The sequence below is a fragment of the Caulobacter sp. RHG1 genome (assembly GCF_013181195.1).
In the GTDB taxonomy this organism is placed as follows: domain Bacteria; phylum Pseudomonadota; class Alphaproteobacteria; order Caulobacterales; family Caulobacteraceae; genus Caulobacter.
Genome location: NZ_SMZP01000005.1, coordinates 54,655 through 73,378, shown reverse-complemented (window position 1 = coordinate 73,378; position 18,724 = coordinate 54,655). Strand labels below are relative to the sequence as shown.

The following is an 18,724-nucleotide window of genomic DNA, read 5'->3' as shown; positions in this document are numbered from 1 at the left end:
TTCTCCCCGAGGCGAGGGCCTCGACAGTGAACACGCAGGGCTTGGGCGAAATCCGTAGGCTACGGGCTCATTTCGCAGAGCAATGTTTTTCGGCTCAGGCGCGCGCGCCGATCCAGGCGTTCACGTCGGCCATCACCGCGGCCCTGTCGAGGTCGGCGAGTAAGTCGTGGACATGTCCCTCATAGAGCTTGAGCGTCTTGTCGGACGACCGCGATCGCTCGAAGAACAGCCGGCTGCCGCTGGCCAGGGTCGCCCGATCGGCCGTCCCGTGCAGGATCAGCACCGGCAGGGTGATCTTTTGGAAGTCGCGCTTGAGGCGGATGTTCGCGCGCGCCAGAGCCGCGACGGTTCGGGCCGGCTGTGTCTCGTCCTTGATCAAGGGATCGGCGTCCAGCGCCGCGAGCAGAGCCGGATCACGTGTGAAGTCGCTGTTCTTGAGCTTGAGCACCGGCAGGCGCGGCAGGATGTGGCTGAGGCCGCGGATCAGGGTCAAGGCCAGGTCGGGAACCGGCGCCTGATGCGCGAAGCTCTCGCAGATCAGGCCCGCGAGCACGCCCGGATGGTCCAGCGCGTAGGTGCAGGCGACCACGCCGCCGACGCTATGGCCTAGAAGGAACGTCGGCAGATGCGGGTCGCGCGCCCTGGCGAGGTCGATGATCATGGCCAGGTCGGCGACGTAGTCCTCGACCGCCTCCACATAGAAACGCTCGCCGGCCGAACGGCCGCGCCCGCGAAGATCCGCAGCATAGACCGCCAGGCCTTGAGCGACGAACTGCTCGGCGACCCAGCGATACTGGCCGCTGTGGGAATTGAGGCCGTGGCAGATCACCACCTGGGCCTTGGGCGGCGAGACCGGCCGCCAGGCCCGGAAGAAGATCTGCTGTCCGTCGGGGTGGGTGACCGTGTCCTCGGCCAGGGTGAGTTTCGGCATCAGGGTCATGGCCCGCTCCGGGATCGAACGAGGAGGAGAGGGGGCGCAATGGTCCGCGCCCCCCAGAAGGCGGCCGGATGGCTCAGGCCTTGATGAAGGCCAGCAGGTCGGGGTTCACGACGTCCGGATTGATCGTACAGACGCCGTGGCCCAGGCCCTTGTAGGTCTTGAGCTGACCGTGCCTGAGCAGCTTGACTGAGAGCGGGGCGCTGTCGGCATAGGGCACGATCTGGTCGTCGTCGCCGTGCAGGACCAGGGTCGGGACGGCGATCTTCTTGAGATCCTCGGTGAAGTCGGTTTCCGAGAAGGCCTTGATGCAGTCGTAATGGGCCTTGGCCCCGCCCATCATGCCCTGGCGCCACCAATTCCAGATCACGCCCTGGTCGGCCTTCGCGCCCGGCCGGTTGAAGCCGTAGAACGGGCCGGCGGGGACGTCGTGGTAGAACTGGGCGCGGTTGGCGACGAGCGCGGCGCGGAAGCTGTCGAACACTTCGATGGGCAGGCCGCCGGGGTTCTGGGCGGACTTGACCATGATGGGCGGCACCGCGCCGATCAGCACGGCCTTGGCCACGCGGCCGGGCTTGGCGCGGGCGACATAGCGCGCGACCTCGCCGCCGCCGGTCGAGTGGCCGATATGGACAGCGTTCTTGAGATCCAGATGGTCGGTCAGGGCCGCGACGTCGGCGGCGTAGGTGTCCATCTCGTTGCCGGTGTCGGTCTGGGTCGAGCGCCCATGGCCGCGGCGGTCGTGGGCGATCACCCGGAAGCCCTGGGCGTAGAAGAACAGCATCTGGTTGTCCCAGTCGTCTGCCGACAGCGGCCAGCCGTGGTGGAACACGATCGGCTGGGCGGTCTTGGGACCCCAGTCCTTGTAGAAGATCTGCACGCCGTCCTGGGTGGTGACGAAACCGCTGCTCATGGTCTTGGCTCCTGTGGAGGTCTGCGCCGCGACGGCGGCCTGGGCGGGGGAGGCGGAGGTCATCGCCAGCACGGCCATGCCGAAACCGCTGGTGAGGACGCCGCGGCGCGAGGCGCCATCGGTGATCGGCGGAAAGGCGTCCATCAGCGGGTCACCTTGCCGGGCAGGCTGAGATCGCCGGACGCCACGTCGAAGACGTCCGAGATGCACAGCAGCGGCGCATGCAGGTTGGCGTTGACCTTCAGGGCCGAGGTGACGCCGTCGAACTTCACGCCCTCGACCGCGCCGATGACCTCGGCCGGGACCTTGACCTCGACGGTGTCGGCGGCCAGCGCGGTCGGGTAGGTCGGGCTGTCGATCAGCAGCGGCACGCCGGGCCAGGTGGCCGGCACCTTGGGCTTGGTCCCCTCGGGAATGTCGCGGACTTTCAAGGCGCCGGCGCCGCAGGCTTCGTCCTTGACCAGCACCACCCAGTGCGGGTGCCAGACGTGACGGTTGACCGCGCCGCCGGCGCCGTCGTCGAAGTCGGGGTGGAAGGTCACGGCCAGGGCGAGAATGCCTTGCGCGGTCTCGAAGCCCACCGCGCCGCTGTCCAGCGAGGTCGGCCAGACATAGCTGTAGACCGCGCTGCCGGCGAACTGGCCGACGGCCTTGGGCTTCAGCTCGCCCGCCTTGCCGGCCACCTGGACCTGGAAGACGATCTCGGGCCCGACGCTCTTCACCGAGGTGCGGACGATGTCGAAGGCGGCCATGACCTTGGGCGACTTGGGCGAGGTGATCTCCTGGGCGAGAGCCGGGGCCAAGGCGGGCGCGGCGGCGATGCTCAGGGTCAGGATCAGCGGCGTTGAGAGGCGACGCATGGATGGACTCCTAGTGGCGAGGGAGATCAGTCGGCGACCTTGACGAAGGTCCCGATGTGGGCGGCGCTGGAGACGGGGTGCTGGTGCTGGGGACCGTGGCCGGCATTGGGGTAGGTCAGCAGCTGCAGGGTCGGCAGCTGGTCGTTCAGCGCGTACCAGTTCTCGATCGGGCAGATCAGGTCGTGATCGCCGCCGATGTGCAGGATCGGGATGTGGTCGACTTGAGGATCGCCAGGATCGGCGGGGCTGGAAACGGCTCGGCCTTGGGCCCGTCGCCGAGATTGGCCGCCGCCCATTGGTAGGGGACGGGCGGGGCGCGCTCGGCCGTGCGGGCGGCGATGCGATCGTGCGAGGCCTTGGCCGCCGCGCGGCTGGCCGGCGAACGGGGCTCGAAGAACAGGATCACCTCGTCCTCGAAGTCGTTCTGGCGGGCGGCGGCTTCGTAGAACAGCGGCTCGGCCAGCTTGGCGGCCGGTCCTGGCGGCGTCGTGCCGATCAGGACGAGATGGCTGATCTTGTTCGGGAAGATCGCCAACGCCGCCTGGGCGGCGATCCCGCCCAGCGACCAGCCCAGGAGCACCACCGAAGTCAGGTTCAGGGCGGTGATCAGGTCGTCGGCGTCCTTGGCCCAGGCGAACGGGTTCAGGGATTTCTCGCCGGTCGACAGGCCCAGGCCCGAATAGTCGAAGGTGATGACCCGGAAGCCTTGGGCGACCAGGCTGTCGAGGAACAGGGGGTCCCAGTCGTCGATCGTGCCGCGAAAGCGGGTGCACAGCACCATGGGGCGGCCGGTCCCGATCGAGCGATAGGCTAGTCGCCGGCCTCCGATCTCAGCATGGCGGGTGGGGGCGTTCACGGATTGGCCGCTCGAGGTTGCGGCTTTGGCCAGGGCGGGCGCGAGGGTGGCGGTCAGCAAGGCGCCCATGGCGCAGCGTCGGCCGATGGCGATGTCGGACAGGGGCATGGCGGCCTCCTTCAGGGTTGCGGGAAAAAGCGCGTGATCGCTTCGGCCACGCCCGCGCCATAGGCCGGATCGGCCTTGGCGCAGTTGGCGACGTGGCGTTGCTGGACCTCAGGAGAGGCGCCGGCGATCGCACGGGCGGTGTTGTCGAACAGGGCCTGTCTCTGGGCCGGGTTCATCAGCCGGAAGAGGTCGCCCGGCTGCTGGTAGTGGTCGTCGTCCAGGCGGTGGTCCCAGTGGGCGGTTGCGCCGTCCAGGGCCAGAGGCGGCTCCGCCAGCTCGGGCCGGTCGATCCATTCGCCGCGGCTGTTGGGCCAGTAGGTCGGCGTGGCCCCCAGATTGCCGTCGGTGCGCATGGCGCCGTCGCGGTGGTAGGCATGGACCGGGCAGCGCGGAGCGTTGACCGGGATGTGATTGAAGTTGACCCCCAGCCGATAGCGCTGGGCGTCGCCGTACGAGAACAATCGCGCCTGCAGCATCCGGTCGGGCGAGAAGCCGACGCCCGGCACGACATTGGCCGGGGTGAAGGCGGCCTGCTCGACCTCGGCGAAGACGTTGTCGGGATTACGATTCAGCTCCAGGACGCCCACCTCGATCAACGGGAAGTCGCCCTTGGGCCAGACCTTGGTTAGGTCGAACGGATTGAACGGGAAGGCCTGGGCCTCCAGCTCGGTCATCACCTGAACCGACAGCGTCCAGCGTGGATAGTCGCCCTGCTCGATGGCCTCGAACAGGTCGCGCTGGCTGCTCTCGCGATCCTGGCCGACCAGGTCCTGGGCCTCCGCATCGGTCAGGTTTTCCACGCCCTGGTGGGTGCGCAGGTGGAACTTGACCCAGCTCCGCTCGCCCAGCGCGCTGACGAAGCTGAAGGTGTGGCTGCCGAAGCCGTGCATGTGGCGATAGCCGCGCGGCAGGCCGCGGTCGCTCATCACGATGGTCACCTGGTGCAGGGCTTCGGGCAGCAGGGTCCAGAAGTCCCAGTTGTTCTGGGCGCTGCGCATGCCGGTGCGGGGGTCGCGCTTGACCGCGTGGTTCAGGTCGGGGAAGCGCAGCGGATCGCGGAAGAAGAACACCGGGGTGTTGTTGCCCACCAGGTCCCAGTTGCCCTCTTCGGTGTAGAACTTGATCGCGAAGCCACGGATGTCGCGCTCGGCGTCGGCCGCGCCGCGCTCGCCGGCCACGGTCGAGAAGCGCACGAAGACCGGCGTCTGCTTGCCGATCTGCGCGAACAGCGCCGCGCGGGTGTGGCGGCTGATGTCGCCGGTCACCATGAAGGTCCCGTAGGCGCCCGAGCCCTTGGCGTGCATGCGCCGCTCGGGGATCACCTCGCGGTCGAAGTGGGCCAGCTTCTCGATCAGCCAGACGTCCTGCAGCAGGGCGGGACCGCGCAGGCCGGCCGTCTGGATGTTGACGTTGTCGACGACGGGCGCGCCGCTGGCATGGGTGAGACGGTGGTCCGACATGATCCGCTCCGGTCTGGCGATGACGGGAGCTTGCCGGGTTCCGGACGCGGGTTATTGGACGGAACGGCGCGTTCTGCCGCCGATCGTCCGCGTCGCGGCGCGGCGATGGATCTTCACGGTGATCTCGGAGCGGTCCAGCGGGCCAGAGACCTGCTTGCTGATCCCTCAGGCGGCGTGCGCGAGTCGGGCCGCGGCCATGGCGGTTTCGATGGCCGAATAGAGCTTGGTGACCTCGACGGGCTTGGCGACGTGGCCGTCCATGCCCGCCGCCAGATAGTCCTCGATCTGGTGGGCCAGGGCGTTGGCGGTGACCGCGACGATCGGCGTGCGGGGGCGGCCGGTCTCGGCTTCCAGGGCGCGGATGGCGCGGGCGGCCTCGACGCCGTCCATGCCGGGCATGTGGATATCCATCAGCACGATGTCGAACGTCGCCGCCTTCCAGGCCGTGACGCAGGCCTCGCCGTCGCCGACCAGCACCAGCTCCGCGTCCAGCGGGGCCAGCACGGCCTCGATGACCTTCTGGTTGGTCGGATTGTCGTCGGCGGCCAGCACCCGCAGGCGGGGGGTGTGTCCAGGCAGGTCCGGCAGCGGGCGCGGGGGCGGCGCCTGGGTGTCGTCGATATAGTGAACCTCGCCCGGCGTTTCCTCGCGCGGTAGGCCGACCAGCACGGTGAAGGTCGAGCCGCGGCCTTCGCGGCTCTGGACCTTGATCGAGCCGTTCATCAGCGCCGCCACCTCGCGGCAGATCGACAGACCCAGACCCGAGCCGCCGAAGCGGCGAGTGGTCGAGCTGTCGGCCTGGACGAACTTGTCGAACAGGCTGGGCAGGATGTCGGCCGGAATGCCGATGCCGGTGTCGGCCACGTCGATGCGCAGGCCAGAACCGTCCTCGGCCGAGGCGAAGCGAACCGCGACGGCGCCTTCCAGCGTGAACTTCAGGGCGTTGGAGATCAGGTTACCCAGGATCTGGCGCAGGCGGTCGACGTCGCCGCGCCACAGGCCTTGGGCCTCGGACACGACCGTCACCTCGAAGGCCAGACCCTTGTCGCGGGCTTGCGGGCCATAGGTGTCGCGGATGGTCTGGGCCAGCTGGGCGATGTCGAACGGACGATCCTGGATCTCCAGGCGGCCGGCCTCGATCTTGGACAGGTCCAGCACGTCGTTCAGCACGCCCAGCAGCATGGCGCCCGACTCGCGGATCACCGCCAGCCGCTCGCGCTGGGGCGAGGACAGGTCGTCCATGGCCATGACCTCGGCCATGGCCAGCACGCCGTTCAGGGGCGTGCGGATCTCGTGGCTCATATTGGCCAGGAAGTGCGACTTCAGGACGTTGGCGGCATTGGCCTCGTCGCGGGCCTTGACCAGTTCGGCCATGGCGCCGCGCAGGTCCTGGTCGTTGGTCTCGAGGCGGCCCACCAGGTGGTTGAAGCTTTCGGTCAGGCTGTGGAAGACGTCGTCGTCGCCCTTGGCCTCTTCCACGGGCTGGAAGCGGCCGCCCACGGCGGTCTCGTGCATGGCGGCCGACAGGCGCTCCATCGGGCGGGCCATGCGACGGGCCAGGCTGTTGGCCAGCAGGATGGCCAGGCCCGCCGAGCCGAAGAACAAAGCGCCGGTCAAGGCAAGATCGCGGGCCAGGATCTGGCTGATCGCCGGCGGGGCGGTGGTGATCGTCAGGTGGCCGATCGTCTCGGCGCCCAGCTTGATCGGCCGGGTCAGGACGCCGCCCTTGTCGACATGGTCATCGCCCAGGGCGGCGACCACGTGGCCGCGCTGGTCGGTGATGCGCACGGCGCGGACGTCGCGGGCCTTGGCGGCGGATTCCAGGGTGCGGTAGAGGGCGACCGGATTGTGATCGGCCAGAGGCGCGACGGCGCTGGAGGCGACCATCTCGACCAGGATCTCGTGATTGGAGCGGGCTTCCTGACGGGCCACGCTCCATTGCTGCAACATGAAGCACATGCAGGCGGCGACCAGGGCGACGACCGTCGTCAGCAGGGCGACCTGCGCGATCCGCCCCTGGAGCGGCGCGTGCGTTGGCGCGGCCTGGTTTCGACTGTGAGTCATGGCGTCCAGAAGCGCGTACAGGGACGCGCCCGAAGAAAAGTCTTCGTTAGACTAGCGCCATGTTCCTAACGTTTTGCTTCCAGCGGTTGCAGCATAGCGCCGCGCCTGGAACCTAGGCCTGCTCTTGGGGACGTTCGCGGCGGCGGTTGAGAATCGCCTGGCCCGTGGCGATGGCCAGCAGGATGACGGTCGCCAGGGTCATGATGTTGAGCAGGCGATAATAGACGCCCGGCGCCAGCGCGGCGTCAGGGCCCAGGAAGTAGGCCGAGATCGTCAGTTCGGCGCCCTGGACGAAGAAGGCGAAGCCCAGCCAGCGGCTGTTGTGCTTGAGCGCGGCCCACAGGAACACCAGGCCCAGGATCAGGCTGATCGCCACGTCCAGCACGGGCGCGACCTGCTGCACCGTCGCGCCCAGGCGGCGCGAAACGAGCATGACGATGATCTGGAGAACGAGGGTGCCCAGCAGGGCGAGGCCGGCCATGCGCTCGGCGGTGCGCCCCTGCCAGATCGCTGCGCCGCCGACGATCACCGTCAGCGGCAGCAGCAGCAGAGCGATAATGTTGGCAGGAACTCCCATCGACGCCCTCATAGGGCGCCGATGGTAAATCCCAAGTAATCAGCCAACTTGAGTCATCGGGACCACTTCGGCGCTGCCCGTGGGCGCGCTGAGGTCGTCTTCCTTCCAGACGCCGGTGTCGGTGACCGGAATCGCGAAGCGGTCGCGCAGGGCGTCCAGCTTCACGTGGCTGGCGGCGATGTCCTTTTGCGCCGCGCCCATGGCGGCTTGCGCGCCGTGGATGTGGTTCATCACGCTCTGGGCCACCGTGGCCGAGATGTTCAGCTCGCGACGCAGCTGGACCAGGTCGCCTTCAAGGCTGCCAGCCAGCAGTTTCACGTCTTCGAGAGCCGCTTCCAGGCGGTGCAGCTTGGTTTGAGCGGCAGAAGCCAAAAACACGTTTTCCATGGGTCTCATCCCCGACCGGTTAACAACGCATTAACCTTAACAGATGGTTAAAAACTGTCTCTACCGGAAACGGGTTTGTGCGCGCTTATGTCGCAAATTTAATATTGCGCGCCAGACGTGTGTGAGCGTATTGGCCGCAACCTGTGAAATACTTCGCGGCGAAATTCGCTTGCCGGGCGAAGACTGATCTATGCCTTGATCGACTTGCAAATCCCCATTTTCGGCAAGCCTTTGCCGCGAGGGGAGGGTTTGAGCGCTCGCCGCGACAAATCTCTCCTTGCAATCGTCGCCGAAACGCGGTTCTTCGCCGGCGGGCCACACCCCCCCAACGGGGTGCAGTCCATCTGTAAGGATGGGAGACATCGCTATGACTACGACCCTCGCCAAGCCGGCGATCCGCCCGGCGCGCCCCGAGTTCTCTTCTGGCCCCTGCGCCAAACGGCCCGGCTGGACCCCCGAAAATCTGAACAACGCCGTCCTCGGCCGCTCGCACCGCAGCAAGCCGGGCAAGTCGCGCCTGAAGGCCGCCATCGACCAGACGCGCGAAGTGCTGGAAGTGCCGGCCGACTTCCTGATCGGCATCGTCGCCGGTTCGGACACCGGCGCCGTCGAGATGGCCCTGTGGTCGATGCTCGGCGCCCGCCCCGTGCAACTGATGGCCTTCGAGTCCTTCGGCAAGGACTGGGTCACGGACGTCACCAAGCAACTGAAGCTGCCCGACGTCGAGGTGCTGAGCGCCCCGTACGGCCAGCTGCCCGACACGACCAAGGTCGATCCGGCCAAGGACCTGGTCTTCACCTGGAACGGCACGACCTCGGGCGTGCGCGTCCCGAACGCCGACTTCATCTCGGCCGACCGCGAAGGCATCGTGATCTGCGACGCCACCAGCGCCGCCTTCGCCCAGGACCTGGACTGGGCCAAGCTCGATGTCGTGACCTTCTCCTGGCAGAAGGCCCTGGGCGGCGAGGGCGCGCACGGGATCCTGATCCTGTCGCCGCGCGCCGTGGCCCGCCTGGAAAGCTACACGCCGGCCTGGCCGATGCCGAAGCTGTTCCGCATGACCAAGAACGGTAAGATCGCCGCCGACATCTTCGAAGGCGCGACGATCAACACCCCGTCGATGCTCTGTGTCGAAGACGCCCTGGACGCCCTGAAGTGGGGCGCCTCGATCGGCGGTCTGCAGGGCATGCAGGCCCGCGCCGACCAGAACCTGGCCGTGCTGGCCGACTGGGTCGCCAAGACCGAGTGGGTCGACTTCCTGGCCGCGACGCCGGACATCCGCTCCAACACCTCGGTGTGCCTGAAGGTCGTCGATCCGACGATCGCCGCCCTGCCGGACGACGCTCAGGCCGACTTCGCTAAGAAGCTGGCCAGCCTGCTCGAGAAGGAGGGCGCAGCCCTCGACATCGGCGGCTATCGCGACGCCCCGGCCGGCCTGCGCATCTGGTGCGGCGCCACGGTCGAGGCTTCGGATCTCGAAGCCCTGACGCCCTGGCTCGACTGGGCCTTCGCCACCGTCTCGGCCGAACTGGCCGCCGCTTAAAAGTCAGCACTAGCCCCCACCTGACCTGCTGACGCAGGTCTGTCCGCCCCCAGACGGGGGCGGAGTGGAACTTTCCTCCCCCTCTTGGGGGAGGGGGACCGCCGAATGGCGGTGGAGGGGGCCTTCACAGACATTCTCCGCAAGGAAATCCCGCCCATGACCGCTCCCCGCGTCCTCATCGCCGACAAGCTCAGCCCCGCCGCCGTCGACATCTTCAAGAACCGCGGCGTCGACTTCGACATCAAGGTCGGCCTGTCGAAAGACGAACTGATCGCCGTGATCGGCGACTATGACGGCATCGCCATCCGCTCGGGCGCCAAGCTCGACAAGGACGTGATCGCCGCCGCCAACAAGCTGCAGGTCATCGCTCGCGCCGGCATCGGCGTTGACAATGTCGATATCCCGGCCGCCACGGCCAAGGGCATCGTCGTGATGAACACGCCCTTCGGCAACTCTATCACCACGGCCGAGCACGCCATCGCCATGATGTTCGCCCTGGCTCGCCAGCTGCCCGCCGCCGACGCCTCCACCCAGGCCGGCAAGTGGGAGAAGAACCGCTTCATGGGTGTTGAGCTGTACGCCAAGACCCTGGGCCTGATCGGCGCCGGCAACATCGGCGGCATCGTCGCCGACCGCGCCCTGGGCCTGAAGATGAAGGTCGTCGCTTACGACCCCTTCCTGTCGCCGGAACGCGCGGTGGAAATCGGCGTCGAGAAGGTCGAGCTGGAAGAGCTGCTGGCCCGCGCCGACGTCATCACCCTGCACACCCCGCTGACCGACAAGACCCGCAACATCCTGTCGGCCGAGAACCTGGCCAAGACCAAGAAGGGCGTGCTGATCGTCAACTGCGCCCGCGGCGGTCTCGTGGACGAAGCCGCTCTGCGCAAGCTGCTGGACGACGGCCATGTCGGCGGCGCGGCCTTCGACGTGTTCGTCACCGAGCCGGCCAAGGAAAACCCGCTGTTCGGTTCGGACAAGGTCGTGGCCACCCCGCACCTGGGCGCCTCGACGTCGGAAGCGCAGGAGAACGTCGCCCTGCAGGTCGCCGAGCAAGTCAGCGACTACCTGCTGACCGGCGCCGTCACCAACGCCCTCAACAGCCCGTCGATCACCGCCGAAGAAGCCCCCAAGCTGAAGCCGTTCGTGGCCCTGGCCGAGAAGATCGGCGCCCTGGCCGGCCAGATGGTCGACTTCGGCATCAAGGCCATCGACATCGCCTTCGAGGGCGAAGCCTCGAAGCTGAACGTCAAGCCGATGACCTCGGCCGCCCTGGCCGGCGTGCTGAAGCCGATGCTGGCCGAGATCAACATGGTTTCGGCCCCGGCCGTCGCCAAGGATCGCGGCATCACCGTCTCGGAAAGCCGCCAGGAAGTCAGCCCCACCTATGACAGCCTGATGCGCGTGACCATCACCACCGAGAAGGGCAAGCGCGCCTTCGCCGGCACGGTGATCGCCGGCGCGCCGCGCATCGTCGAGGTCAAGGGCATGGAGCTGGACGCGGGCTTCTCGCCGGCCATGCTGTACATCAACAACCTGGACAAGCCGGGCTTCATCGGCGCGCTGGGCATGCTGCTGGGCGAGGCGGGCGTCAACATCGCCACCTTCAACCTGGGCCGTCTCTCCGCGGATGAAGATGCGATCGCCCTGGTCGGCGTCGATCAGGCTCCGGCCGCCGACCTGCTGGCCAAGATCCAGGCCCTGCCGCACGTGAAAGAAGCGCGCGCGCTGACCTTCTAAGGAAAGCGTCGTCTTCGCCTGGAAGACGCCGTCATCCGATGTCTTTAAAGGGGGAGCTCCAGTGGAGCTCCCCCTTCTCGTATCAGGATCCCATGTCCCTGCTCATTCCTCGCAAGGTCCGCTGGCCAGGCCTGCTGGTCTTCGTCGCCGCCACGATCTTCACGCTCTATGCGGCGGTCGCGCCGGGCGATGACACCGCCGGCCTGATCCCGTGGGACAAGGCCAAGCACTTCATCGTCTTCTACGGCCTGACCTTCCTGGCGACGATGGCCCTGCCCAAGAGCCGCCCCTGGAAGATCGGCGCGGTGCTGCTGGCCTTCGGTGTCGCCATCGAGATCATCCAGGGCCTGCCGATCGTGGGCCGCGACTGCGACGTCTTCGACGTGGTCGCCGACGTGCTGGGCATTGGCTTCTTCTTCGGCCCCATCATCGTCACCCGCTGGATGAACGCGGACGAGGCGTAAGCGCCCGGATCAGGGGCGCCCGATCAGGGACGGTTGAAGAACTGGCCGTACATGCCGATCACCGCATCGCGGGTCGGGCCCAGATAGTCGCCGTTCATCGGATTGAAGGCGATGGCCCCGCGCCAGTGCATCTGGAATTCGAAGCGGTCGGTCTGAGCGCCCCAGTCCGCCTCGGCCTCCATGGTCAGGAACTCGACCAGCGGAATCTTCGGGGCCAGGATCAGGTCAGGGCCGACATTGTCCAGCACCCAGCGGTGATGGATGAAGCCGCGATAGGGGCTCTCGGGGCGCAGGGATTCCAGGTAGCGGGACGGCACGCAGACATAGCCGGCGTCGGCGATGCGCGGCAGCATCTCCAGCGCCATGGCCGGATAGGCCAGGTCTTCCAGGGTGTGCGAGCAGATCGCGTAGGAGAAGCGGCCGTGCTTGGCCACGTGGCGCAGCACCTCGTCCCAGCTGCGGCTGTCGTTGAAATTGCCGCGGAAATGCAGGGGCGCCACGGCGCAGTCGCCCATGTCGAAGGTGGCGTTCAGCACCTCGCCCGACCACGGATTGGCGGCGGCCCCGACATCGATGACGCTGAAGTCCGGACACTTGGCCTTCTGGTCGCGCAGATAGTCCATCAGCGGGCCATGGCCGTGCAGCGGGCCGTAGCGATAGTTCTGGGTCGGACGGCGGACGGCGCGCTCGAACAGGAAGTCCTGACGCTGGACGTCGATGACCTGCGCGGTGCGGAAACCCATCGCCGCCAGTTGGGCCAGCACCGGCTCGGCCTGGGCGGTATCGGCCAGCGGGATCTGGATGAGGATATAGTCGGCCTGGCGCAGTAAGGCCTGGCCGCCATTCAGCACGCCCAGCGCCGAGCCCTGAGCGTCGATCCGGACGAAGTCGAAGCGATGACCGGCGAAGGCGTCGTCCAGGCCAGCCGCCTGATCGGGCGCGATCAGGGTAGGAACGCAGTCCGGAAAGGTCTGCAGCAAGCCTTGGGTGGAGGCGCCCGCATCGACGCCGACATCGAGCAGGGTGCGGGGCGAATAACCCTGGAAGCGCAAGCCTTCTAGGACGTCGGGGTTCATGGCTTCCTCGATGCAGGGCCCGGAGAATCAGGGCGTGCGGCAGTCTCGCACAACTGGCTCAGCTCGCCAGCGCACGCGGGGCGGCGCGATTCCCCGGCCTTGACTCTCCCGGCGCGCAGGATCAGAACAAAATAGGAACAATGGAGTTGGGAATGGCCGGATCGCGCGAGGCGCGTCTTGCGGCCCTGAGAGGCCGGATCGCCGCGATCGAAGCGGGGACTTGGACTCCGACTCCGGTCCTGCCGTTCGGCGATCCAGCTATCGACGGCTGCTTCCCGGGCGGCGGCCTGCCGCTGGGCGGCTGGCACGAGGTGACCGGGGCGGGGCTGGAGGACGAGACCAGCGCGGCGCCCGCGGCCTTCGTCGGCCTCTTGCTGCGGCCGCTGGTGACGACCGGCGCGATCGTCTGGGTGGCTCGGCGCAGCGACCTGTTCGCGCCCGGCCTGGCGGGTCTCGGCTTTCCGGCCGAGCGGCTGATCCAGGTCCGCACTCGTGACGAGGCCGAGACCCTGTCGGTGCTGGAGGACGCCTTGTCCACTCAGGGTGTCGCCGCTGCGGTCGGCGAGGCTGAGGCTCCCGACCTGACCGCCGGTCGCCGCCTGCAGCTGGCCAGCGAGCGGCGGGGCAGTTTCGGAGTGGTGCTGCACCGAAGACCGTATGGCGGCGGCAAGGCGCGGACGACCTCGGGCTCGGCGTCGTTCAGCCGCTGGCGGATCGGCCCGTCGCCCGCGCCGCCGCCCGCCGACGACATCGGCCTGGGTCCGCCGCGCTGGCGGGTCGAACTCGAACGCTGCCGGGGCGGACGTCCCGGCGCCTGGATCTTGGAACAACAGGAGGCCGGCCATGGCCCGCATCCTTTCCGTCTGGTGTCCCAACTGGCCGATCACGACGTGGCGGCGGCGGAACCCAGGCTGCGGCAGGTCGGCTGACACGGGCCCCCTCCGCGTCTTCGACGCTCCTCCCCCGGAGGGGAAAGACGACCGCCGTACCCCGTCTTCCCCCTCCGGGGGAGGAGGATGCGCAGCATCCGGAGGGGGCAAGTCAGACCCTCCCTTCGCCCTCCTGGCCACCGAAGCCGGAACCCGCCGCCTAGCCGCCGTCGACGAGACCGCCCGCGCCCTGGGCCTTCATCCCGACCAGAAGGCCGCCGACGCCCTGGCCCTGGTCCCGACCCTGGTCACCTTCGACCACGATCCGGCCGCCGACCGCGCCGCGCTGGAGGCGCTCAGTGACTGGCTGGTCCGCTTCTCGCCGGCCGTGGCGGTCGACGGGACCGATGGCCTGTTCCTGGACATCACCGGGACCGACCACCTGTGGGGCGGGGAGGGCGAGATGCTGGTCGACCTGGCCGCGCGGCTGGCGCGCTGGGGCGTGCCGGCGCGGGCCGCGATCGCCGACACCGCAGGCGCGGCCTGGGCCCTGGCCCGCTACGGCGACGACCTGGCCATCGCCCCGCCGGGCCAGCAGCGCGCGGCGATCGAGGCCCTGCCGGTCGCGGCCCTGCGCCTGGAGGACGCCGCCGAGGCCCAGCTGCCGCGCCTGGGGCTGCACCATGTCGGCCAGCTCTTCGCCCTGCCGCGCGCCCAGCTGGCCAAGCGCTTCGGCCTGGCGGCGACCCTGCGTCTGGACCAGGCTCTGGGCCTGGCCGCCGAGGCCCTGACGTTCCGCCGTCCGGCCAATCCCTGGTCCGACCGGATCGCCTTCTTCGAGCCGATCAGCGCGCCCGAGGATCTGGCCCGCGTCGCTGGCGACGCCCTGGCCCTGATCTGCCAGCGCCTGGAGGCCGAGGGCCGCGGGGCCAAGCGCTTCGAGGTCGTGTTCCACCGCCTGGACGGCAAGGCCTATGCGGTGCGCGCGGGCCTGGCCCGTATTGGCCGCGACGCCAGGCGGCTGACCAAGCTGATCGTCCCCAAGCTGGACAAGGTTGATCCCGGTTTCGGCGTCGAGGTGGTCACCGTCCACGCCTACGCCGTCGAGCCCCTGGCCGCCGCCCAGGACCGGCTGGATGCGGAAACCGGGACCAGCCTCGACGAGACCCTGGCCCCGCTGGTGGATCGCCTGGTCAACCGCCTGGGCGAGAACCGCGTCTGGCGCGCCGATCCCTATGAGAGCCACGTCCCCGAGCGCTCGGTCATCCGCAACGCCCCGCTGGATCCGCCGGCCGCGGTCCGGTGGGACCCCGACCGCCCGCGTCCGGTGCGGCTGTTCCGGCGTCCCGAGGCGATCGTCGCCATCGCCGCGGAACTGCCCGACTACCCGCCGCGCCTGTTCACCTGGCGCGGCCGCCCGCACCGCGTCCGTCGGGCCGAGGGCCCTGAACGCATCGGCCAGGAATGGTGGCGCGCCGGCGTCGGCGAGACTGACACCGGCCCCGGCAAGATCCGCGACTATTACCGCGTGGAGGACGACGCCGGCGGCCGGTTCTGGATCTATCGCCAGGGCTTCTATGACGGCGAGGAAGCGCCGAAGTGGTGGATCCATGGGCTGTTTGGATGACCGCCTATGCCGAGCTCCAGACCACGACCAACTTCTCCTTCCTGCGCGGGGCGTCGCACGCGGAGGAGCTGGCGATCGCCGCCGAAGCTCTGGGGATCGCGGCCATCGGGATCACCGATCGCAACACCCTGGCCGGCGTCGTGCGTGGCTGGACGGCGGCCAAGACGCGCAACGTCCGGGTGCTGACCGGCTGCCGTCTGGACTTCATGGAAGGGGCGCCCAGCCTGCTCTGCTACCCGACCAACCGGGAGGCCTTCGGCCGCCTGACCCGACTGCTGACCTTGGGCCAGCGGCGTGGGAAGAAGGGCGAGTGTCATCTGTCCTGGCAGGATTTCCTGGACCATTCCGACGGCCAGCTGGGGCTGATCGTGCCGCCCACGACGCTGGACGAGACCTTCGAGCGGGACCTGGCCCGGATGGCCGGCGATCTGCGCGGCCGCAGCTGGCTGGCGGCCAGCCGAGGCTACGCCGCGCGCGATCTCCAGCGCCTGTCACGGCTGGACGACCTGGGCCGCGCGGCCGGCGCGCCGATCGTGGCGACCAACGACGTGCTCTATCACGGCCCCGAGCGGCGGCCGCTGCAGGACGTCATCACCTGCGTTCGCCAGCACTGCACGATCCAGGAGGCCGGCTTCCATCTGGAGGCCAATGCCGAGCGCCATATCAAGGCCCCGGGCGAGATGGCCCGGCTGTTCGACCGCTGGCCGCGGGCGGTCGAGCGGACCGGGGAGATCGTGGCGCGGATCGACTTCGACCTGGGGCAGCTCGACGAGCAATATCCCGACGAGCCGGTCCCGCCCGGCAAGACGGCGATGCAGCACCTGACCGACCTGACCTGGCAGGGCGCGGCCTGGCGCTATCCGGGCGGGGTGGATCCCAAGGTCGTCGCCCAGCTCAAGGAAGAGCTGCGGCTGATCGCTAAGATGGACTACCCCAACTACTTCATCACCGTGCACGACATCGTCCAGAAGGCGCGGGAGATGGGCATCCTGTGCCAGGGGCGCGGCTCGGCCGCCAATTCCTCGGTCTGCTACTGCCTGGGCGTGACGGCGATCGACCCGACCGAGCACCGCCTGCTGTTCACCCGCTTCATCTCCGAGAACCGCGGCGAGCCGCCCGATATCGATGTCGACTTCGAGCACGAGCGGCGCGAGGAGGTGATGCAATACGTCTATGAGCGCTACGGCCGGGAGTACGCGGCCATCTGCGGAACGGTGATCCACTACCGCCCGCGCAGCGCCATCCGCGACGTCGGCAAGGCCCTGGGGCTGACCGAGGATGTCACCAGCCTGCTGGCCAACACCGTCTGGGGCAGCTGGGGCGACGGCCTGCCCGAGGAGCACCTGCGCAATGCGGGCCTGGATCCGACGGCGCCGGAGATCGCCCGCGCGGTGGCGCTGGCCACCGAGCTGATGGGCTTCCCGCGCCACCTGTCGCAGCATGTCGGCGGCTTCGTCCTGACCAAGCGGCGGCTGGACGAGACCGTCCCGATCGGCAATGCGGCCATGAACGACCGCACCTTCATCGAGTGGGACAAGGACGACATCGACAGCCTCAAGCTGATGAAGGTCGACGTGCTGGCGCTGGGCATGTTGACGGCGATCCAGCGGGCCTTCGGCATGCTGCGCAACGATCACGGCCAGCCGATCGTCGACCTGGCCGACGTCCCCAAGGAGCTACCCGGCGTCTATGACATGCTGTGCAAGGCCGACAGCATCGGGGTCTTCCAGGTCGAGAGCCGGGCGCAGATGTCGATGCTGCCGCGCCTGAAGCCCCGGGAGTTCTACGACCTGGTCATCGAGGTGGCGATCGTTCGCCCGGGGCCGATCCAGGGCGACATGGTCCACCCCTATCTGAAGCGGAAGAACGGGATCGAGCCGGTGGACTGGCCGGCGCCGGCGCCGGAGCACGGCCCCAAAGACGAGCTGAAAGGCATCCTGGGCAAGACCTTCGGCGTGCCGCTGTTCCAGGAGCAGGCCATGAGCCTGGCCATCGAGGCGGCCAAGTTCACGCCGGACGAGGCCGACGGCCTGCGCAAGGCGATGGCTACCTTCCGTAACCTGGGCACGCCGGCCGAGTACCGGGACAAGTTCGTCGAGGGCATGGCGGGGCGCGGCTACGATCGGGGCTTCGCCGAGCGGTGCTTCAAGCAGATCGAGGGCTTCGGCCACTACGGTTTCCCGGAGAGCCACGCGGCGTCGTTCGCCAAGCTGGTCTACATCTCGGCCTGGATCAAATGGGCCTGGCCGAACGTCTTCTGCGCGGCGCTGATCAACTCCCAGCCGATGGGCTTCTACCAGCCGGCCCAGCTGGTGCGGGACGCGCGCGAGCATGGGGTCGAGGTCTTGCCGCCCGACATCATGACCAGCGACTGGGATTGCACCCTGGAGCCGATGACGGTCGGCTTCCGCGCGCCGAGAAACCGCGAGGACAAGATCGCCTGCCAGGAGACCCGCCCTCACTGGAAAGCCGTCCGCCTGGGCTTCCGCCAGATCAAGGGCCTGAAGGAGAAAGGCGACATCCCCCCATTGCTTCGGGCCAGGGAGGAAGGCGCCCGCACCCCCGCCGAGTTCGCACAGGGCGGAGTGCCGCAGCGCGCCCTCGAACTGTTGGCCGAGGCCGACGCCTTCGCCTCCGTCGGCCTCACCCGCCGCGAGGCGCTGTGGGCGGTCAAGGGGCTGAAGGGGGAGCACAAGGCGCCAGTGCAGGCGCCGTTGCTGGCAGGCCTACCCCTGTTCGAGGACAAGGTCGCCCTGCCGGCCATGGGCGCGCCGCAGCAGGTGGCCGAGGACTATCGCACCACCAGCCTCTCCTTGAAGGCTCATCCCGTCGGCTTCTACCGGTCGATGCTGACCCGGCGCGGGGTGATTACCGCCGACCAGCTGACGCAGGTGAAGGACGGCCGCAAGGTGTCGGTGGCGGGCCTGGTGCTGATCCGCCAGCGGCCGGGCACGGCCAAGGGCGTGGTGTTCGTGACCCTGGAGGACGAGACGGGCGTGGCCAACGCCGTGGTCTGGAAGGACCGTTTCGAGGCCGATCGCAGCGTGGTGATGACCGCCTCGTTCCTGGTCGTGCACGGCCGGGTGCAGAAGGCCGAGGGCGTCATCCATGTGGTGGCCGAGGGCTTCACTGACCTGTCGGCTCACCTCTCGACGCTAAGGGACGAGCCCGGCGCGCCGGCTCCGCGCGTCCGCCAGAAGGTATCGGGACGGCTGTTGAGAAGCCGGGACTTCCACTGAGGACGCC

The 18,724-nt window shown here is 68.5% G+C and carries 15 protein-coding genes; 6 read left to right on the top strand and 9 right to left on the bottom strand.

Annotated features, from left to right (window positions below):
- Positions 1 to 94 precede the first annotated feature (94 nt).
- From E1H18_RS14715 to E1H18_RS14680, 8 genes are all read right to left on the bottom strand, one after another.
- Entirely contained in the window at positions 95 to 940 is an 846-nt protein-coding gene (locus E1H18_RS14715; protein ID WP_206679073.1) for an alpha/beta hydrolase, read from the bottom strand.
- A 73-nt stretch (positions 941 to 1,013) separates the two neighbouring features.
- Positions 1,014 to 1,850, bottom strand: coding sequence for an alpha/beta fold hydrolase (locus E1H18_RS14710; protein ID WP_206679078.1), 837 nt, complete (start codon positions 1,848 to 1,850; stop codon positions 1,014 to 1,016).
- Between the two features lie 143 nt (positions 1,851 to 1,993).
- Positions 1,994 to 2,710: a hypothetical protein gene (locus tag E1H18_RS14705; protein ID WP_206679072.1), complete on the bottom strand. Its 717-nt coding sequence runs from the start codon at positions 2,708 to 2,710 to the stop codon at positions 1,994 to 1,996.
- 175 nt (positions 2,711 to 2,885) lie between these two features.
- Positions 2,886 to 3,674 carry an alpha/beta fold hydrolase gene (locus E1H18_RS14700; protein ID WP_206679071.1) on the bottom strand — a complete coding sequence of 263 codons (789 nt, stop codon included), beginning with the start codon at positions 3,672 to 3,674 and terminating at the stop codon, positions 2,886 to 2,888.
- 11 nt (positions 3,675 to 3,685) lie between these two features.
- The gene (locus tag E1H18_RS14695; RefSeq protein WP_172269693.1) at positions 3,686 to 5,134 is read right to left on the bottom strand and encodes a catalase; all 1,449 of its coding nucleotides are present in this window, start codon (positions 5,132 to 5,134) and stop codon (positions 3,686 to 3,688) included.
- Positions 5,135 to 5,299: 165 nt separating this feature from the next.
- Entirely contained in the window at positions 5,300 to 7,198 is a 1,899-nt protein-coding gene (locus tag E1H18_RS14690; RefSeq protein WP_172269691.1) for an ATP-binding protein, read from the bottom strand.
- 112 nt (positions 7,199 to 7,310) lie between these two features.
- Positions 7,311 to 7,775, bottom strand: coding sequence for a hypothetical protein (locus E1H18_RS14685; protein WP_172269689.1), 465 nt, complete (start codon positions 7,773 to 7,775; stop codon positions 7,311 to 7,313).
- A gap of 39 nt (positions 7,776 to 7,814) precedes the next feature.
- The gene (locus E1H18_RS14680; protein ID WP_172269687.1) at positions 7,815 to 8,162 is read right to left on the bottom strand and encodes a hypothetical protein; all 348 of its coding nucleotides are present in this window, start codon (positions 8,160 to 8,162) and stop codon (positions 7,815 to 7,817) included.
- A 367-nt stretch (positions 8,163 to 8,529) separates the two neighbouring features.
- Here E1H18_RS14680 and E1H18_RS14675 point away from each other — a divergent pair, with 367 nt between their 5' ends.
- The 3 genes from E1H18_RS14675 to E1H18_RS14665 all read left to right on the top strand — a co-directional run bounded on the left by E1H18_RS14675 (position 8,530) and on the right by E1H18_RS14665 (position 11,906).
- A complete protein-coding gene (locus E1H18_RS14675; RefSeq protein WP_172269685.1) occupies positions 8,530 to 9,705 on the top strand; it encodes a phosphoserine transaminase in 1,176 nt (391 codons plus the stop codon).
- Between the two features lie 156 nt (positions 9,706 to 9,861).
- Positions 9,862 to 11,442 (top strand): phosphoglycerate dehydrogenase, encoded by a 1,581-nt coding sequence (gene serA, locus E1H18_RS14670; RefSeq protein WP_172269683.1) that lies wholly within the window; start codon positions 9,862 to 9,864, stop codon positions 11,440 to 11,442.
- Between the two features lie 92 nt (positions 11,443 to 11,534).
- Entirely contained in the window at positions 11,535 to 11,906 is a 372-nt protein-coding gene (locus tag E1H18_RS14665; RefSeq protein ID WP_172269681.1) for a VanZ family protein, read from the top strand.
- A gap of 23 nt (positions 11,907 to 11,929) precedes the next feature.
- Here the strand turns inward: E1H18_RS14665 and E1H18_RS14660 are convergent, their stop codons facing one another.
- Complete coding sequence (locus E1H18_RS14660; protein WP_172269679.1) at positions 11,930 to 12,982, bottom strand: FkbM family methyltransferase; 1,053 nt, start codon at positions 12,980 to 12,982, stop codon at positions 11,930 to 11,932.
- 140 nt (positions 12,983 to 13,122) lie between these two features.
- Here E1H18_RS14660 and E1H18_RS14655 point away from each other — a divergent pair, with 140 nt between their 5' ends.
- The 3 genes from E1H18_RS14655 to E1H18_RS14645 are packed head-to-tail and all read left to right on the top strand — an operon-like array spanning position 13,123 to position 18,717.
- Positions 13,123 to 13,911, top strand: a complete 789-nt coding sequence (locus tag E1H18_RS14655) for an ImuA family protein (protein ID WP_172269677.1) — start codon at positions 13,123 to 13,125, stop codon at positions 13,909 to 13,911.
- The gene (locus tag E1H18_RS14650; RefSeq protein WP_241736038.1) at positions 13,826 to 15,478 is read left to right on the top strand and encodes a DNA polymerase Y family protein; all 1,653 of its coding nucleotides are present in this window, start codon (positions 13,826 to 13,828) and stop codon (positions 15,476 to 15,478) included. The genes E1H18_RS14655 and E1H18_RS14650 overlap by 86 nt, the downstream gene beginning before the upstream one ends.
- Entirely contained in the window at positions 15,475 to 18,717 is a 3,243-nt protein-coding gene (locus E1H18_RS14645; RefSeq protein WP_172269675.1) for an error-prone DNA polymerase, read from the top strand. The genes E1H18_RS14650 and E1H18_RS14645 overlap by 4 nt, the downstream gene beginning before the upstream one ends.
- The last annotated feature ends 7 nt before the right edge of the window (positions 18,718 to 18,724 follow it).

Excerpts from the sequence above, each read along its gene's own strand:
- E1H18_RS14715 (WP_206679073.1), bottom strand. The coding sequence starts at position 940 with ATGACCCTGATGCCGAAACTCACCCTGGCCGAGGACACGGTCACCCAC.
- E1H18_RS14710 (WP_206679078.1), bottom strand. The coding sequence starts at position 1,850 with ATGAGCAGCGGTTTCGTCACCACCCAGGACGGCGTGCAGATCTTCTAC.
- E1H18_RS14705 (WP_206679072.1), bottom strand. The coding sequence starts at position 2,710 with ATGCGTCGCCTCTCAACGCCGCTGATCCTGACCCTGAGCATCGCCGCC.
- E1H18_RS14700 (WP_206679071.1), bottom strand. The coding sequence starts at position 3,674 with ATGCCCCTGTCCGACATCGCCATCGGCCGACGCTGCGCCATGGGCGCC.
- E1H18_RS14695 (WP_172269693.1), bottom strand. The coding sequence starts at position 5,134 with ATGTCGGACCACCGTCTCACCCATGCCAGCGGCGCGCCCGTCGTCGAC.
- E1H18_RS14690 (WP_172269691.1), bottom strand. The coding sequence starts at position 7,198 with ATGACTCACAGTCGAAACCAGGCCGCGCCAACGCACGCGCCGCTCCAG.
- E1H18_RS14685 (WP_172269689.1), bottom strand. The coding sequence starts at position 7,775 with ATGGGAGTTCCTGCCAACATTATCGCTCTGCTGCTGCTGCCGCTGACG.
- E1H18_RS14680 (WP_172269687.1), bottom strand. The coding sequence starts at position 8,162 with ATGGAAAACGTGTTTTTGGCTTCTGCCGCTCAAACCAAGCTGCACCGC.
- E1H18_RS14675 (WP_172269685.1), top strand. The coding sequence starts at position 8,530 with ATGACTACGACCCTCGCCAAGCCGGCGATCCGCCCGGCGCGCCCCGAG.
- serA (WP_172269683.1), top strand. The coding sequence starts at position 9,862 with ATGACCGCTCCCCGCGTCCTCATCGCCGACAAGCTCAGCCCCGCCGCC.
- E1H18_RS14665 (WP_172269681.1), top strand. The coding sequence starts at position 11,535 with ATGTCCCTGCTCATTCCTCGCAAGGTCCGCTGGCCAGGCCTGCTGGTC.
- E1H18_RS14660 (WP_172269679.1), bottom strand. The coding sequence starts at position 12,982 with ATGAACCCCGACGTCCTAGAAGGCTTGCGCTTCCAGGGTTATTCGCCC.
- E1H18_RS14655 (WP_172269677.1), top strand. The coding sequence starts at position 13,123 with ATGGAGTTGGGAATGGCCGGATCGCGCGAGGCGCGTCTTGCGGCCCTG.
- E1H18_RS14650 (WP_241736038.1), top strand. The coding sequence starts at position 13,826 with ATGGCCCGCATCCTTTCCGTCTGGTGTCCCAACTGGCCGATCACGACG.
- E1H18_RS14645 (WP_172269675.1), top strand. The coding sequence starts at position 15,475 with ATGACCGCCTATGCCGAGCTCCAGACCACGACCAACTTCTCCTTCCTG.